At 62.1% G+C, this 15,738-nt stretch carries 11 protein-coding genes; 7 read left to right on the forward strand and 4 right to left on the reverse strand.

Translation table 11 applies throughout. From position 1 onward, the window contains the following. Positions 1-193: 193 nt before the first annotated feature. Both CXQ94_RS12925 and CXQ94_RS12930 read right to left on the reverse strand, forming a co-directional pair. On the reverse strand, positions 194-1,732 hold the full coding sequence (locus CXQ94_RS12925) for an amidohydrolase family protein (protein ID WP_219817048.1): 1,539 nt from the start codon (positions 1,730-1,732) through the stop codon (positions 194-196). Positions 1,733-1,932: 200 nt separating this feature from the next. After that, complete coding sequence (locus tag CXQ94_RS12930; RefSeq protein WP_181034207.1) at positions 1,933-3,336, reverse strand: serine hydrolase; 1,404 nt, start codon at positions 3,334-3,336, stop codon at positions 1,933-1,935. A 327-nt stretch (positions 3,337-3,663) separates the two neighbouring features. Between CXQ94_RS12930 and CXQ94_RS12935 the strand changes: the two genes are divergently transcribed. Continuing rightward, positions 3,664-4,746 carry a dipeptidase gene (locus tag CXQ94_RS12935; protein WP_258067063.1) on the forward strand — a complete coding sequence of 361 codons (1,083 nt, stop codon included), beginning with the start codon at positions 3,664-3,666 and terminating at the stop codon, positions 4,744-4,746. A gap of 72 nt (positions 4,747-4,818) precedes the next feature. Here the strand turns inward: CXQ94_RS12935 and CXQ94_RS12940 are convergent, their stop codons facing one another. Next, positions 4,819-5,664 carry a M55 family metallopeptidase gene (locus CXQ94_RS12940; protein ID WP_104090876.1) on the reverse strand — a complete coding sequence of 282 codons (846 nt, stop codon included), beginning with the start codon at positions 5,662-5,664 and terminating at the stop codon, positions 4,819-4,821. Beyond that, a complete protein-coding gene (locus CXQ94_RS12945) occupies positions 5,661-6,611 on the reverse strand; it encodes a serine hydrolase (RefSeq protein ID WP_104090879.1) in 951 nt (316 codons plus the stop codon). The genes CXQ94_RS12940 and CXQ94_RS12945 overlap by 4 nt, the downstream gene beginning before the upstream one ends. Positions 6,612-6,708: 97 nt before the next feature. Here CXQ94_RS12945 and CXQ94_RS12950 point away from each other — a divergent pair, with 97 nt between their 5' ends. From CXQ94_RS12950 to CXQ94_RS12975, 6 genes are all read left to right on the forward strand, one after another. Further along, complete coding sequence (locus CXQ94_RS12950; RefSeq protein ID WP_104090882.1) at positions 6,709-8,328, forward strand: CdaR family transcriptional regulator; 1,620 nt, start codon at positions 6,709-6,711, stop codon at positions 8,326-8,328. Positions 8,329-8,479: 151 nt separating this feature from the next. Next, entirely contained in the window at positions 8,480-10,087 is a 1,608-nt protein-coding gene (locus tag CXQ94_RS12955) for an ABC transporter substrate-binding protein (RefSeq protein ID WP_104090885.1), read from the forward strand. 367 nt (positions 10,088-10,454) lie between these two features. Continuing rightward, positions 10,455-12,062, forward strand: coding sequence for an ABC transporter substrate-binding protein (locus tag CXQ94_RS12960; protein ID WP_104090887.1), 1,608 nt, complete (start codon positions 10,455-10,457; stop codon positions 12,060-12,062). A 6-nt stretch (positions 12,063-12,068) separates the two neighbouring features. Then, complete coding sequence (locus CXQ94_RS12965; RefSeq protein ID WP_104090891.1) at positions 12,069-13,091, forward strand: ABC transporter permease; 1,023 nt, start codon at positions 12,069-12,071, stop codon at positions 13,089-13,091. After that, entirely contained in the window at positions 13,091-14,923 is a 1,833-nt protein-coding gene (locus CXQ94_RS12970) for a dipeptide/oligopeptide/nickel ABC transporter permease/ATP-binding protein (protein WP_219817049.1), read from the forward strand. Before CXQ94_RS12965 ends, CXQ94_RS12970 begins: the two co-directional genes overlap by 1 nt. Beyond that, positions 14,920-15,729, forward strand: a complete 810-nt coding sequence (locus tag CXQ94_RS12975; RefSeq protein ID WP_104090893.1) for an ABC transporter ATP-binding protein — start codon at positions 14,920-14,922, stop codon at positions 15,727-15,729. The genes CXQ94_RS12970 and CXQ94_RS12975 overlap by 4 nt, the downstream gene beginning before the upstream one ends. Positions 15,730-15,738: the final 9 nt, after the last annotated feature.

A 15,738-nucleotide genomic window follows, 5' to 3' on the forward strand; every position in this document is an offset into this window, starting at 1 on the left:
ACCTTATGTCGCCGGCTGGTCTGGCCCGGGTCATGCGCCTGGTCCGGACGGCACCCCTGTTCGGGGAACCGTCCGGTGGGGGACATCGCGTTCGTGGATGTTGATGGCACTCTTCAATCGAAGTGCACGGCCACGCCAAGCAGGTCTCCGGCCGACTGGTCGTGCGCCGCATCCCGAGCAAAAAAGGTTTCGGTCATCGGGGGTCGCCTTTGAGTGCGCGACCGGGGAACGCGTCCGTCAGCATGAGACCGTCCCGCACGACGGCTGTACCGCCGACGAAGAGATGGCGCACCCCGACGGAGGGCCGGGTGGAATCGAGGTAACTTGCGGTGTCGGAGAACCGATCCGGCTCGATCACGACGATGTCGGCGTCCGCACCGATGCCGATGTGGCCCTTGGCCCGCGCGCCGGATGCTGCATCATCGAGAACGCGCGCCGGCAAGTAGGAACAGCGCCGGAATGCCTCGAGCCAGCTCCAGGCGCCGGTCTCACGCACCATCATGCGAATCGAACGGGCAAACGTTCCTGCCGTGCGAGGGTGGGTGGCGCCGCCGGCCGGTAGCGGCCATTGACGCGATTCGCGAACCTCGCCGGCCCACTCGACGGGCATGGCATCGCTCGCGACGATGGCGTCTGGGAAGGCGAGGGCGCTCTGAAGCAAAGCCAGGTGGCTCGGATCCTCTTCGTTGAGGAACATGACTATGCACTCGGCGGCCGGTGCGGTGCGGCGAATCTCCCTCAGGCGCGCGGCGTCCGCGACCCGTTCACCGGTGGCGACCATCGTGATGTCGCTTGGTTTGATGCCCCAGGCGCCGAGGCGTTCCGGAGCGAGGAAGAAGGCGCCGACCGCGGTGCTGCCCGCGCCATAGGGGTAGGTCTCCACGGTGACGCGGCTTCCCTCGGCCTGAGAGCGTTCGAGCATGCCGAGCACACGGTCAATGTGGCGGCGGGACGTGCTGTTGACGTGACAGTGGTGCATGGCCGCGCCGGTTTCGGCGGCGGCAATCATGATCTCCGCAGAGCCGTCGATCGGTGTCGTCGGGTCGGCCTCGATCAGTTCACGCACGTGGGTGAATGTGGGAGCGTTCGCTGCGGCGGCGAGTCGCGCGACTGCAAGGAACTCCGCCGGATCAGTGCGCGGCGCATAGCCAAGCAAGATGCCGATTCCGATAGCGCCGTCTGCGATCTCATTCTCGAGCTGCGCGAGCCAAGTGTTCAACTCGCGCGGGGTCGAACTGCGCTGCCACTCTGGTTTGGCGAGTAAGCCGAAGGCGTTGTGCACATCGGCGACCGGGGCCTGGCCTAGATGAGCAAAGGCGCGCGCCTGCGCCCAGGAGGCCGAAAAGCCGTAGTTGAGGGGGCGGCCCTCGCGGGCTGCATCGGCCATCGCCGCAGCGACGGGCGCCAGCCCAGCTTCGAGGTCAAGTGCCGTCGTGACTCCATCCATCGCCTGCAGGCGCTGCCCGGCGATGGAATGAACGTGGCTGTGGAGGTCTACGAAGCCCGGGCCGACTATGCATCCGCTGACGTCGATGACCACGGCCCTCTCGGTCTCGGCAGGCGAGAGCTGGGCCCCTGCTGCGACCACACGGCCGTTCTCCATGAGGAGATCGCCGATGTTGTCGTTCCCGGTGCCGGGGTCGATGACCCGCCCGCCCTTCAGAAGTGTGCGCATTGACCCAGCTTGGCAGATTTCGGATGCGTACCAGTTGTTCTTTTTGACAATAAACACACGGTGACTTCGTATGGCGGACCCACAACAAGCCGTGCTGCAAACATCTATGGTGACCACATTTACTGTGAGAAACCCAGAAACCCGTAGGCCACCATCACCGTCGTGGGCGCCCCCATCGAGGAGTTGAGTGCTTAGGCTAAACCCGCGCAAAGAAAAAGAGCCGCCCACCTTGCAGGTGTGCGGCTCTTTTAGTGGTGTCAGTTCGGGGTGGGGATCTGGGGGTAGCTGCGGCCGCTGAAGTGAAGTAGTCGGGTGTCTCCCAACGATTCAAAACTTAGCGGCGCCCAGTCCGAGGTGCCGGGCACCGCGGCGCCGAACCCTGCGGGACCGGAGCCTGCCAGCTCGAAGATGTCCGGTTCCTTCTCACCAAACAAGCCCGTGGTGTCCATGACGGCGGCGTGCCAGGTGGCTTCCCCGGCTGCCCTGATGTGTATCCTCACGCCGGCGGCCTCGTAGAAGCCCTCGTATTCGTGGAAGGCGGAGCCGTCGCCGTCGGTTGCGGGGGTGAAGGCTGCTGGCATGGTGGCGCCGGTCAGCAGCGCCGCGGCCTCGGTGAACAGTTCGCGCATCAGTTTCTGGGGTTCCCCACCGTTGGCCGCCAGGAAAAGCACCACGCCTTGCTCGGGAAAGAGCCGGAGCATGGAGTTCTGGCCCAAGGTGCCGCCATTGTGATTGATAGTCGGAACACCGCCCCAGGACTGCAGGACCCAGCCGATGCCCATATGGTCGGCTACCTGGGAGGCATGGTGCATCTCAACCTGGGGAGTGAGCATGGCGGCCAGCGAGTCGGCGCCCAGAAGTGCCTGGCCGCCGCCTGGCATGAAGGTCCTCGCGTAGCTGAGGACGTCGTCGGCTGCGGCCGTGATGAGCCCAGCAGGCCCGCAGCTGCGGGGGAGCAGGAAGGTGGGGGTCAGGACAGGTGTGCCGTTCTGGTTCTGGTGCCCGACGGCGAAGCGGTGGAGCGCTGTCTGCTCCGGCAAGGTGGTGGTTGCCTTGAGCGACAGTGGGGCAAGAATGTATTTGCTCAGAGCGGCGTCCCAGGTCATCTCACGGAGCACCTCTACGACCCGCCCGGCGATGACCAGGCCGGTGTTGCAATAGGACCAGGTTGCGCCCGGGGTAAAGAGTTGCGCAGCCGAGTGCAACGATTCCACGTACTTGCGCACACAATCGTCACCCCGGCCGGTGTCGGTGAAGATGTCCCCGTCAATGCCGCTGGTGTGGGTGAGCAAGTGGCGCATGGTGATGGTGGCCGCGGCGGATTCGTCGCTGAGTGTGAAATCGGGCAGTACGTCACGGATGGGTGCATCCAGATCCAGCTTCCCTTCGGCAACGAGTTGCAGCACCAAGGTGGCCGTCCAGGTTTTGGTGATTGAGCCAATTTGGAACAGGGTATCGGGGGTGACGGGCTGGCCGGTGTTGATGTTGGTGACTCCTGCGCCAACGACCACCCGTTCCTCCTGCCCGGTGCCACCCGAGGCCGTGTCCGAACGCAGGATGCCGAAAACCGCACCCGGGACTTGATACTTTTCAATCAAAATTTCGAGCTGACGCTGCCAGTGGGCAGCGTCCAGAGCCTGAACCGTTTTGGGATTGTTCACAGTAATTCCTCCACCTTGGGCTTGCGCTCCACGGTGATAGCGTGGAGGGCCTGTTGGCTGCCCTTTTGCAGCCCAGCCACTCACCAGCATGACGCAGATCACCCTTGGAATCTTTGGTGGATTTAACCAAAAATGATCAACACCATGTTGAAGCGTCCAAAACTTGGGTGTCTGCGTTGATTGCGCACGGTGCCCATCGACAGGTACTTGTGAACGGTGGACTTGCTGTTACGATCGTCTCGTTCAGCACATTGGCAGCCCCTGGCCGTGGCAATGAAGCCACACATCAACCTGCATGCCGGTGCTCCTATTGGAAGGCAGTACCCCTTGACTACGAACAAAATTGACCTAGCCCAGTTCCGTCCCGCAAGCGTGGAACCGGGCAGCTTTCCGGTGATTGACGGCCACAACGACCTCCCCTGGGCGGCTCGAGAAGCAACGGGCTACTCGCTGGAGGGATTGGACGGTAGCGCTCGCCCGGCGGGCTTCCAGACGGACATTCGCGCCTTGCGGGCGGGCGGGGTGCGGGGGCAGTTCTGGTCCGTTTTTGTCCCGGTGGAACTCACCGGAGGCGAAGCAGTGGCGGCCACCCTGGAACAGATCGACTTCGTGCACCGCCTAATTGCCCGGTATCCGGATGACCTCGCCTTGGCCCGCACCGCCGAAGACGTGCGGCGGGCGTGGGCGTCGGGGCGGATCGCGTCGTTGCTCGGAGCCGAAGGCGGGCACAGCATCGGCGGCTCCCTGGCGGTGCTTCGATCGTTCGCCCGCCTGGGTGTGCGCTACATGACCTTGACGCACAATGACAACACCGAATGGGCGGACTCGGCCACGGACACCCCAGTCCACGGGGGTCTCACCGACACCGGGCGCGAGATTGTGGCGGAGATGAACCGCGTTGGCATGATCGTGGACCTTTCCCACGTGGCCGAAACTACCATGAACGACGCCCTTGATGTCACCGATGCCCCCGTCATCTTCAGCCACAGCTCGTGCCGGGCCCTGTGTTCGCATCCGCGAAACGTCCCCGATTCGGTTCTTGGGCGGCTGGCCGACAACGGCGGCGTGGTGATGGTTGCCTTTGTGCCCCCCTTCCTTCGCAACGACTACGCTCAGTGGCAGGACGACGGGCGCAAGGGTGCCAAACCCACCGTGACACTCAGCGACGTCGTGGACCATCTTGAACATGCACGGGAGGTGGCGGGAGTCGACCACATCGGACTCGGCGGGGACTACGACGGCTTCGACGACTTCCCCGTGGGCATGGCTGACGTCACCTCTTACTCCCCGCTTCGCCAGGCCCTCATCGAGCGCCGGTGGAGCAACGATGACCTGGACCGGCTGGCAGGGCTGAACGTGCTGCGCGTCATTGGTGACACCGAACGCTTCGCCCCGGACATCACCGAATAGTCTTCGGGAAATGCTGAAAGGGTGTGGCGGGCCCGTCAACCGGCCCGCCACACCCTTTCGTCCTAGGCGCTGCTAGCGCCGGTTCAAGAGTGCTTCCTTGACCCGTGTGGCGCTGGCGGCAAGCTCGTAATTGATGTTGATCAGGCCCAGAACTTCTGAGACCGTATCCAGTTCACGGCGCACCGTGCGGTCCGCCGGCCTCGTTACCCCGGGCACGCCCATGGCCATTTGGGCAGCCAACGGGTTGGGCATATCCACTTCCAGGATCAATTCCCCGGGAACTTCCGGGCGGGGCAGCGACGCGGCGTTACGCACCGTTTCTGCCGCAGCAGCCCGGATTGCCTCCCGGGCCACACTGGGTGCCAACGAGTTTGTGGCGGTGAAGCCATGGGCCACTTTCACCTCAACCGTGCGTGCATGCGGCATGACGGTTTCCACGAGCTTGCAGATTACGTCGTCGCCGCTCACCATGCCAACCGGGACGCCCAGGGATGCGGCATACAGGGCGTTGACCTCTGCCTCGGAGACCGGGTGGCCGCCCAACCGGACTTCGGTGAAATGGCTGGAGAACGTATGCGCGAGGACGCCGGGCGCCCCGGCCGGTGCGTGGTAACCGATGAAAAGGGCCACATCGCAATCGGCAGTGAGCCCCTCGGCCATGCACTGTGCCTTCGGGGAGCCGAAGACCAGGCGGGCCCGTGGGTCCAATTGCTCGTGGATGATGTTATCCATGGTCCCGTGGGAGTCATTGACCAACACGGAGGTGGCGCCGCCGTCGAACGCCCCGGCAATGGCGGCGTTGGTTTCACCCGTCATGAGCTCCTGGGCTCGAGGGTAGCCGTGCCCGCCACGGATTATCTGGTCGAACGTGGCAATTCCGGCCACGCCTTCCATATCTACTGAGATGTAAACCTTCATGCGTTTTCACTGCTTTCTGCCTGGCTCTGGCGGAGGTAATCGATGGCTAGCTTGGCCACGGTGCCAATGACGCGGTCGGCATCCGGGTTGCGCGTTTCCTCGGTGGGTTCGCGCAAGAAGACGCCCACGGCGTAGCGGCCACCGTCGGGGAACTCGACAACGCCGGCCTCGTTGCGGGTATAGAACAGAGTCCCAGTCTTGCCGGAGACTTTGATGTTTGAATGGGGGAAGCCGGCCGTCAAGCGGTGCGGCCAGGCCTGTTGGGCCAGAATACGGCGCACCTCCGTGCTGGCCTCGGCGCCGATCACTTCATCGCGCCAAATGGCCGCCAGGAGGCTGGTGATTTCCCGGGGCGTGGTGTGGTTGGTGAGCTCTGCGGTGGCTGCCCGGGTATTTTGCAACGCCTGACGCATTTCTGGGGTGATTCCACCCGTCGCGGCACTGGCGGCGAGTTCCTCAAGTGAGGTGCCCAGGTCCTCTTCCACCGTAACAAAGAGCCCGGCACAGTCCCTGGTGACCACGGTGTCGGACAGCCCAAAGCTACCCAGCGTGGCGTTGATGGCGTCGTAGCCGAGAAGGTCAACGATGATGTCGGTGGCCCGGTTGTCACTCACGGACATCATCAAAAAGGACAGGTCCCGCAAGGAAAGGTCAATGTCGTCCAGCATGGCCGAAATACCCGTGCTGCCGTCTGTGCGCCTTTCATTGGCGGCAATTTTGACCCGCTCCACGGGGCTGCGCTGGCCCGTGGAGTACTGGCGGCAAAGCTCGACCAGGACCGGAACCTTGAAAACGCTGGCCGCAACCACGGGAGTATCGGCGTCCAAACCGATTTCCAAACCGGAGTCAATGTCGATGGCGTGAACATATCCGCGCACCCCCACCGCCGTAAGTGTGGCCGACAAAGCGTCGCGGACGGTTGCAAGTTCTGGATGCGTAATTGTCATTGTTCCAGTATTGTCTTCCCAAAAGGCCAAGAGTTCGTACGTTAGACCAAGTTCATCTTGGTAAAGCTGTACGTTTGATCAGAAGGTGAGCGCCAGGATGGCGAATGGAACATCAACGCGAGCACCGGCGTCGTCCCTGGGACGCATCGTTGAGCGGCTAGGGTCATCCTTGCTGTCCATGGAGGCGGGCACCGTGGATGACGGGCGCGTCATCGGATCCGTGGTCCTCTACGATCCCCTGGACAAGCCGGAGCTGCTGCCGGATTCCTTGGTGCTGGGTGTTGGCATAGCTGGGCCAGCGGAAACCGCCAGCCAGATCCGCGCCCTGTCTGCCGGAGGGGCCGTGGCATTGGTGTTGCGGGAACCGGTCCCTGCCAGTGCAGAGATCGACCAGGCCGTGGCGGACACGGGGATGGTCCTTTTTGGGCTGGTGCGGGGGGCCTCGTGGATTCAGGTGGCCACGATGCTGAACTCTGCGCTGAGTATCGATTCCAGCAACGAGGCCATCCCCACCGTGGGTGCCGAGATGGGCTCGGACCTGTTTGAACTGGCCAACGCCCTGGCCGCGCTCTTGCAGGCCCCGGTGACCATCGAAAACCTGTCCTCCCGGGTCGTGGCATTTTCCGCGGACCAGGCCGGTACGGATGAGGAGCGCAGGCTCACGATTCTGGGGCTTCAGGTGCCAACAATCCACAGTGAAAAGCAGCAGCGCGACGGCGTGTTTCGGCGAATCTATACCTCCGAACGCCCAGTTTTTGTGGAAAAAGTTGTGCCAACGGGGCTTCCCCGCGTAGCCATCAGGGTCAAAGCCGGTGAGGAGTTGTTGGGGTCCATTTGGGCGGTAGTGCAAGAACCATTGACTGAACAGCGTGAGCAGGGCATGGTGGAGGCCGCCCGGGTGGTTGCCTTGACCATGTTGCGGGCACGCGTCAGTGCAGATTCCTCCACCCGCCTTCGGCTGGGTTTGGTGAGCATGCTCCTGGACGGCGGCACCCGGGCTAGGGAGGCAGCCAACCAGCTTAACTTTGCCAAGTCTCCGGCGTGCGTGATTGCCATCGGTGCCAGTAGCGAGCACGACGACGCGGTGCGCACCGAGGCGGAGGCGCAGCGTGTTGCCAGTGCCCTGAACATGCACCTGCAACCCATCTACCCACGTGCTGTTGCCGCATTGCTGGGACGGATCATTTACGCGGTGGTGCCCCTGCGCGAGACCAATCGCAATGCCCAGGAAGAGGCGGCACAAATTGCGCGTGCTTTCATCGCACGCGTCGATACAACCCGCACCCTGTACGCCGGAATCGGTTCGGTGGTGAAAGAAGTCTCGGAGCTCCACGGCTCACGCACCGAGTCTGATGCTGCCCTGCGAGTCCTTCGGAGCCGGGAAGACGGCGAGCTGCGGGTAGCCACCTTCGCGGATGTCTACGTCTCCGCTCTGATGCTCCGGCTCTCCGATTTGCTAGCCGCGGACCAGGTTGCTGTTGGGGAAACCCTGCAGTTCCTAGGTCAGTACGACGCCGAGCACGGCGCCGAGCTGGTATCCACCTTGCGGAGCTGGCTTGATCATTTCGGTGACATCAGCGCGGCCGCCCAAGCCATCCACGTCCACAAAAACACCTTCAGGTACCGCCTGGCCAGGTTGGCCGAAATTGCCGGCGTGGATCTGAGCGACCCCGAGGTCAGATTTGGTTTGATGCTCCAACTCAGACTCTTTCCCTAACTGAATCTTGGTTCCACCACACCAAGGCTCAACGCAAGTTTGGTCGTTTGGACGATGTCCGAGGGCTGCGGAGCGACAACTGTTAACGAAAGTGCTCGCGACGATGCGAGCAGCCTTCACGCAGTACTCGACCCCTCAAGGTGGACAGCCAATGAAAGCTCGTTCTAGTTCCGCGATTGGCCTCGCGATTGTGAGTACCCTGTTCCTTGCAGCATGCGGCGGACCTGCAGCACCCGCAGCAGATTCGGCGCCGGAATACGTCAAGGACGGCACCTTGTCCCTGGCTCTCCCCGAGGATCCGGGCGATCTGAACCCCGTGGTCACCAACAAGGTTGCAGCCCAGGTTGTGGGGTCCTTTGCCTACGACTCGCTGATCTTCACCGACCCCGTCACCGGGGTTGTAAAGCCGTACATGGCCTCAGCGTGGACCGATTCCCCCTCCAAGGTGACGTTCACTCTCAAGGATGGCATCACCTGCGCCGACGGCACCACGTTCACGGCGCAAACGGCGGCGGACAACTTTTCCTGGATTGTTGACCCGGCCAATGGTTCCCCCTTGAAGGATTCGGTGATTCCTGCTGACGCCAAGGCAAGCGCCGCAGGCAATGTGGTGACCGTGGAAACCCCAGAGGCCTCACCGTTCCTGCTGAAAATTGTCGGTTCCCAGGCAATGCTTTGCGACGCGGCACTGAAGAATCCCAAGAGTGTTTCCTCCGCCAGCAATGGCACCGGACTTTTCACCGTCAAGGAAGTTGTCCCCAACGATCACATCACCCTTGAACGCCGCGCCGGCTACACCTGGGGACCTGACGGTGCCACCACCTCGGACACTTTGGGTGTGCCCAAGACTGTCACCATCAAAGTCGTCACCAACGCCAGCACGGCCGCCAACCTGATCCTTTCCAAGGGTTTGAACGTCGCCACTGTTTCCGGTTCCGATGAGGATCGTGTCAAGGCCGCCAATGTACCGTCCAAGCCGACCACGCGCCTGGCAGGGCAGCTGAACTTCAACCACTTCGACGGTCTTCCCACCGCCGATCCCGAGGTCCGCAAGGCCCTGACTGCGGCCGTCGACCTTGACACCTACACCAAGATCATTACCGGCGGAACCGGCGTTCGCGCCACCTCGTTGATGGCTGTCGATCCCAAGATGTGTGTCTACGACAGCGTCAAGGGCATGCTGCCAGCCTTCGATGCCAAGAAGGCCGAATCGATCTTGACCGCAGCAGGCTGGGCCAAGAACTCCGCCGGCATCATGGAGAAGGGCGGCAAAGAGCTGACCATCTCGCTCTACTACACAAACTCAACAGACCGGCAAAGCGCCGCGGCTGAATACCTGGGTTCACAATGGAAATCAATCGGTGTCCAGGTCAAACTTCAAGGTGGCGACGCCAACTTTGTTATCACCAACACCGTCGCTACGCAGGATCCCAGCAAGTGGGACGTGAGTACCCTGACCTTCCAAAGCAATACGCCAAGCATCTTCCCGGCCTACCTGACCGGACCTGTCCCACCCAAGGGCACCAACTTCATGTCCCTGAACAACACCAAGTACGTGGACCTGGTGGGCAAGGCCCGTGTTGCCTCCGGCGATGGCGCCTGTGATCTGTGGAAGCAGGCCGAGCAGTCCCTGTTCGCCGCGACAGATATGTTCCCGGTATCGGTGGCATTGGCGAACACCTTCTTCAACGGTGCCACGTCCATCTACGACACCGGCAGCAGCTTTATTCCGGGGTCGGGATACCGTGTAACGAAGTAGGAAATCGCAGCAATTCTTTCAGTTCAATTTCAAGGCCCCTTTGGTAGGTGCTTGCCGGCGACGGCGGGTGTTCGCCAAAGGGGCCTTGTGTCATTTCAGTGGACAAAAAACGGCCGCTGCGGCCCAGTCACAAAGCAACTTATGGGTGACCGGCGGCGAACTGGATGGAAATTTCCCCATCAATTCACCCCTGTGCCCCAGCTCATATCGCCGTGATTGAGCGGGTTTGGTTCCAGGGCACTAGTTGGGTCGTCATTATTGGTCGTCAGAACAGTGTCCGAACGTCGTTGAGCGGCCATGGTTAATGAAAGTGCTCGCGAGACCGTGGGCCGGGAATCAGCACTCGACCCCTCAAGGTGGATAGCCAATGAAAGCTCGTTCTAGTTCCGCGATTGGCCTCGCGATTGTGAGTACCCTGTTCCTTGCAGCATGTGGCGGACCTGCAGCACCCGCAGCAAATTCGGCGCCGGAATATGTCAAGGACGGCACCTTGGCCTTGGCTCTGCCCGAGGATCCAGGCGATCTGAACCCCGTGCTCACCAACAAGGTTGCCGCCCAGGTGGTGGGATCCTTTGCTTATGACTCATTGATCGCCACTGACCCGGACACGGGCAAGGTGCAGCCCTACATGGCGTCTGCATGGACCGAGACGCCGTCCAAGGTGACGTTCACGCTCAAGGACGGCATCACCTGCGCAGACGGCACCGCCTTCACGGCGCAGATGGCGGCGGATAACTATTCTTGGATTGTTGACCCCGCCAATGGTTCCCCGTTGAAGGGATCGATCATTCCGGCTGACGCCAAGGCCAGTGCCGCAGGCAATGTGGTGACCGTGGAAACCCCTGAGGCATCACCCTTCTTGCTGCAGAACATCGGGTCTCAGGCTATGGCCTGCGACGCAGCGTTGAAGAATCCCAAGAGTGTTTCCTCCGCCAGCAATGGCACCGGCCTATTCACCGTCAAGGAAGTTGTCCCCAACGATCACATAACCCTTGAACGCCGCGCGGGCTACACCTGGGGACCTGATGGGGCCACCACCTCGGACACCTTGGGTGTGCCTAAGACAGTCACCTTGAAGATCGTGCCCAATGCCAGTACCGCCGCGAATTTGCTGCTTTCCAAGGGCCTGAATGTCGCAGGCATTTCCGGCCCCGATGAGGATCGCGTCAAGTCGGCGAAGCTTTCCTCCAAGCCCTCAACCCGACTAGCGGGTCAGCTGAACTTCAATCACTTTGCAGGCCTTCCCACCGCCGATCCCGAGGTCCGTAAGGCCCTGGTGGCCGCCGTCGACCTTGACACCTACACGAAGATCGTCACCGCCGGAACCGGCGTCCGAGCCACCTCGCTGATGGCTCTGGAGCCAAAGGTGTGTGTCTATGACAGCGTCAAGGGCATGCTGCCAGCCTTCGATGTTAAGAAAGCCGAATCGATTTTGACCGCAGCCGGGTGGTCCAAGAACTCAGCTGGCGTCATGGAGAAGGCCGGAAAGCCGCTGGCACTCTCGCTCTACTACATCAACTCCACCGACCGCCTCAGCGCCGCGGCGGAATACCTTGGCTCGCAGTGGAAGGCACTTGGCGTTCAGGTCAAGCTCCAAGGTGGCGACCCGAACTTTGTTATCACCAACACCTTCTCCACGCAGGATCCCAGCAAGTGGGACGTGAGCACCTTGACCCTGCAAAGCAACGCACCCAGCATCTTCCCGGCGTACATGAGCGGGGAGGCCCCTCCGAAGGGAACCAACTTCATGTCCCTGAACAACAGCAAGTACCAAGACCTTACCGGCCAGGCCCGAGTTGCCTCCGGCGATGCCGCCTGCGAGCTGTGGAAGCAAGCCGAACAGGCTCTGTTCCAAGACGTGGATACGCTCCCCGTCGCGGTGGCTCTGTCCCAGACCTTCTTCAACGGCGCCGAGTCTATCTACCACACCGGCACACTGTCCGTCCCCGGCTCCGGCTACCGGGTAACTAAGTAGCCGGCCATGAGCGAGACGAAACTCCGCGAAGAAGCCACATCGCCAAAGTCGCTGGCACCCAAATTGGGCAAGTCGCCCTGGGGCGGGCAATGGGGGGCGTTCCTTGCCCGCCGGCTGGGCCGGCTTGGCATCTCAATCGTGGTTCTGGTGACGGTCTCATTCCTGATGATCCGGCTAATCCCGGGCGATCCGGTGCGCAATGCACTGGGCATCATGGCCTCCCAGGACGTTGTTGAGGCTAGGCGTGAGGCCCTGGGGCTGAACCTGCCGCTCTGGGAGCAGTACCTGCGCTTTTGGCAGGGCCTGTTCACCGGCAATCTGGGCGACTCCTTTACTCTGCAAATGCCCGTGACAACCGTTATTGGGCAGCGGCTGCCGGCAACACTTGAGATCGCGTTCATGGCGCTTGTATTCATGCTTGCGTGCGCCATCCCGATTGGAATGATTGCCGCCGCTCTGACTCGAGGCGGACGCCGTCGCGGTCTGGAGCTTGGCTACACCGGTGTCAGCGGTTTCATTGCCGTGATCCCCGAGTTTCTCATCGGCGTTGGGCTCATTTATGTATTTGCCGTGCAATTCCACCTCCTTCCGGTGGCAGGACGAAGCGGCCCGGATTCCTACATTCTGCCGGTTTTGGCGCTATCCATTGGCGGCATTGCCGGGGTCTCACGCATTGTCCGGGCAGAGGCATTGACCGTCCTGGGGCAGGACTACATTCGCACGGCCAGGGCCAAAAGAATGAGCAGCTGGCGGATCTACATGCGCCACGCCCTACCCAATCTACTGACCTCCTCGCTGACCATTGGCGGGCTTGTCCTTGGCGGTCTGATTGCCGGCACCGTTCTGGTGGAATTCATCTTCTCCTGGCCGGGACTGGGCATGACAATCGTCGCCTCAATCAAGGACAAGGATTTCCCCCTCGCCCAGGGCGTCATCATCGTTTATGGACTGATGGTCCTGCTGGTGACGCTCATCGTTGATATTTTGCTTGTCCTTTTGGACCCGCGCTCTGCCTTGAAGGAGAACTGATGACGTCCCTGCCAGAAACAGCGGCACCGGCAGCAGCCAAGTCATCCCGCTTTGCCACGGTACTGCGCACTCCATTGGGCATCACCACCATTTTTGGTGTTCTGATGGTCCTGTTCATGGTGATCTTTGGACCCATTATCTGGGGTGCACAATCCACCGTTGCAGACTTCGGCCAGCTCTCAGCCCCGCCAGGCCCTGGACATCCGTTCGGGACCGACGCCGGTGGGCGGGATGTGTTGGCTCGGGTCATGACGGCCGCACGGCTCTCCGTGAGCATGGCCATGGTGGCCACGGCGCTTGGCGTGTGCGGTGGCCTGCTGATCGGCTTGCTGCCCGTCGTGGTACCCCGACGCGGCGCCCGATTCATTGTCAGCGCAACCGGCATCGCGATCGCATTCCCGAGCCTCTTGATGATCATGGTCTTCTCGGTCGCCATCGGAACCGGCGTCCAAGGCGCCGTGCTGGCCATCGGCTTTGCCATGATGCCATCCTTCGGACGCCTGGCCCAGACCATGAGCGCCTCCGTTGCCGGACGCGACTTTGTGCTCGCGGCCCGGATCCTGGGTGTGTCCAAGACCAGGATCTTGTTGCGGCACATCCTGCCCAATGTCGCCGAACCGCTCACCGTCAACGCCAGTCTTGCCGCGGGTGGTTCACTGATCGCCTTCGCGGGCCTATCCTTCCTGGGCCTTGGCGTCCAGGCCCCCGATTTTGACTGGGGCCGGCTCCTGAACGAGGGTCTGGAGAAGATCTACGTCAACCCGGCCACCGCCCTGGCGCCGGCCGCCGCCGTCGTCTTTGTCGGCGTCGTCTTCACCTTGTTGGGCGAGACTCTTTCCCGCGGATTCGGGATCGAACCCCTGCTGAGCAGGCGTCCCAGGGCCCTGCAAAAAATCGCCGCACCCAAGCCCGAAGCGGTGGAAACAGCGCAAGAGGACACCGTGCTGGACGTCCGCGGCCTGCGTGTTGCAGCTCCTGCCGGCGCCAACTGGACACATCCGGTGAACAACATCAGCTTCCAGATTCGCCGCGGCGAGATCGTGGGGCTCGTGGGCGAATCCGGTTCGGGGAAGTCGCTGACGTGTATGGCGGTCGCTGCGCTGCTTGAGGATCCGCTGGACGTCTCGGCTGAGAGTGTGCGCTTTGACGGCTCCGAATTGACCCAGGACGGCAAGATTCCCAGCAGGATTCGTGCCGCCGCGTTGCGCAAGCAGCTTGGAACCCGCCTTGCCCTGGTGTTCCAAGACCCCTCAACGTCCTTGAACCCGGCACTGCAGGTCGGTAAGCAGGTCGCCGAAATTGGCCAGCTGCACGAAGGCCTCAGTGCCAAGGAGGCGCAGGAGCGGGCCATCGAGCGGCTCGGGGATGTGCGCATTCCGGAGCCGAAACGCCGGGCCAAGCAGTACCCCTACGAGTTCTCCGGCGGCATGCGCCAACGCGCCATGATCGCCATGGGCCTGATGGGGAGCCCGGCCTTGATCATCGCCGATGAGCCGACCACCGCCCTTGATGTGACCGTCCAGCGCGGTGTCCTGGGCTTGCTCAAGGCCGTCAACAAGGAAGAAAATGCGGCCATCTTGCTGGTCTCCCACGACATTGCGGTGGTTACCGGGCTCTGTACCCGGGTCCTGGTCATGTACCGGGGCTCGATCGTGGAAAACGTCGACGTCGAAGACTTGATCGCCGGCCGGGCCAAGCACCCCTACACTCAGGCGTTGCTCGCGGCCGTTCCCACCATGAAAGCGGAGAAGGGCGAATATTTCGCCACGATTCCCGAGGGAACCGTGTTTTCCACATCCGTGGCCGAACCCATTGCAGAGGAAGTGGCATGAGTACCCTGGAATTTCGTGACCTGTGGGTCCGGTTTGGCAGCGGCCATACAGCGTTCGACGCCGTACGCGGGGTGAACTTGACCGTGGCCTCCGGGAAAGTGGTTGGCCTGGTGGGGGAGTCCGGTTCCGGCAAGTCAACCATCGCCCGAACCGCCGTCGGACTCAGCGAACCGCACCACGGGCAGATCCTGCTCGACGGCGTCGACGTGGCCCACGCCAAGGGTTCGGCGGTTCATGCCCGGCAGCGGATTCAAATGGTTTTCCAGGATCCGTACTCCTGTCTTGACCCGAGGATGTCAATTGGGGCCTCCATCCGGGAGGCGATCGATGTCACCGAGAAGCGCAAACGCCGTGAGTCAGCGAATTACCAGCCGCTGAGCCGTGCCGCACGTGATGCGCGGGTGGGTGAACTGCTGGCCCTGGTGGAGCTTGACCCGGCGCGAGCCAGCGCATTCCCCGGCGGTTTTTCCGGTGGACAGCGTCAACGCGTGGCCCTGGCCAGGGCGCTGGCCGCCGAACCGGATGTGCTGCTTGCGGATGAGATCACCTCGGCCCTTGACGTCTCGGTGCAGGGGACCGTGCTGAACCTCCTGCTGGATCTGCAAAAACAACTCAACCTGACGGTTCTTTTCATCAGCCACAACCTCGCGGTGGTGAGCCGCGTCTGTGACGAGATTGTGGTGATGAACCGCGGCGAAATCATCGAACATGGCCCGACCTCGCAAGTGATCGACAACCCCCAAGATCCCTACACCCAGGAACTGATCGAGGCGGTGCCGCAAATCGGCGTCCCTCTTTTCGGTTGAGAGGAAATC

Origin of the sequence: Arthrobacter sp. GMC3 (assembly GCF_002929305.1) — a bacterium.
GTDB lineage: Bacteria > Actinomycetota > Actinomycetes > Actinomycetales > Micrococcaceae > Specibacter.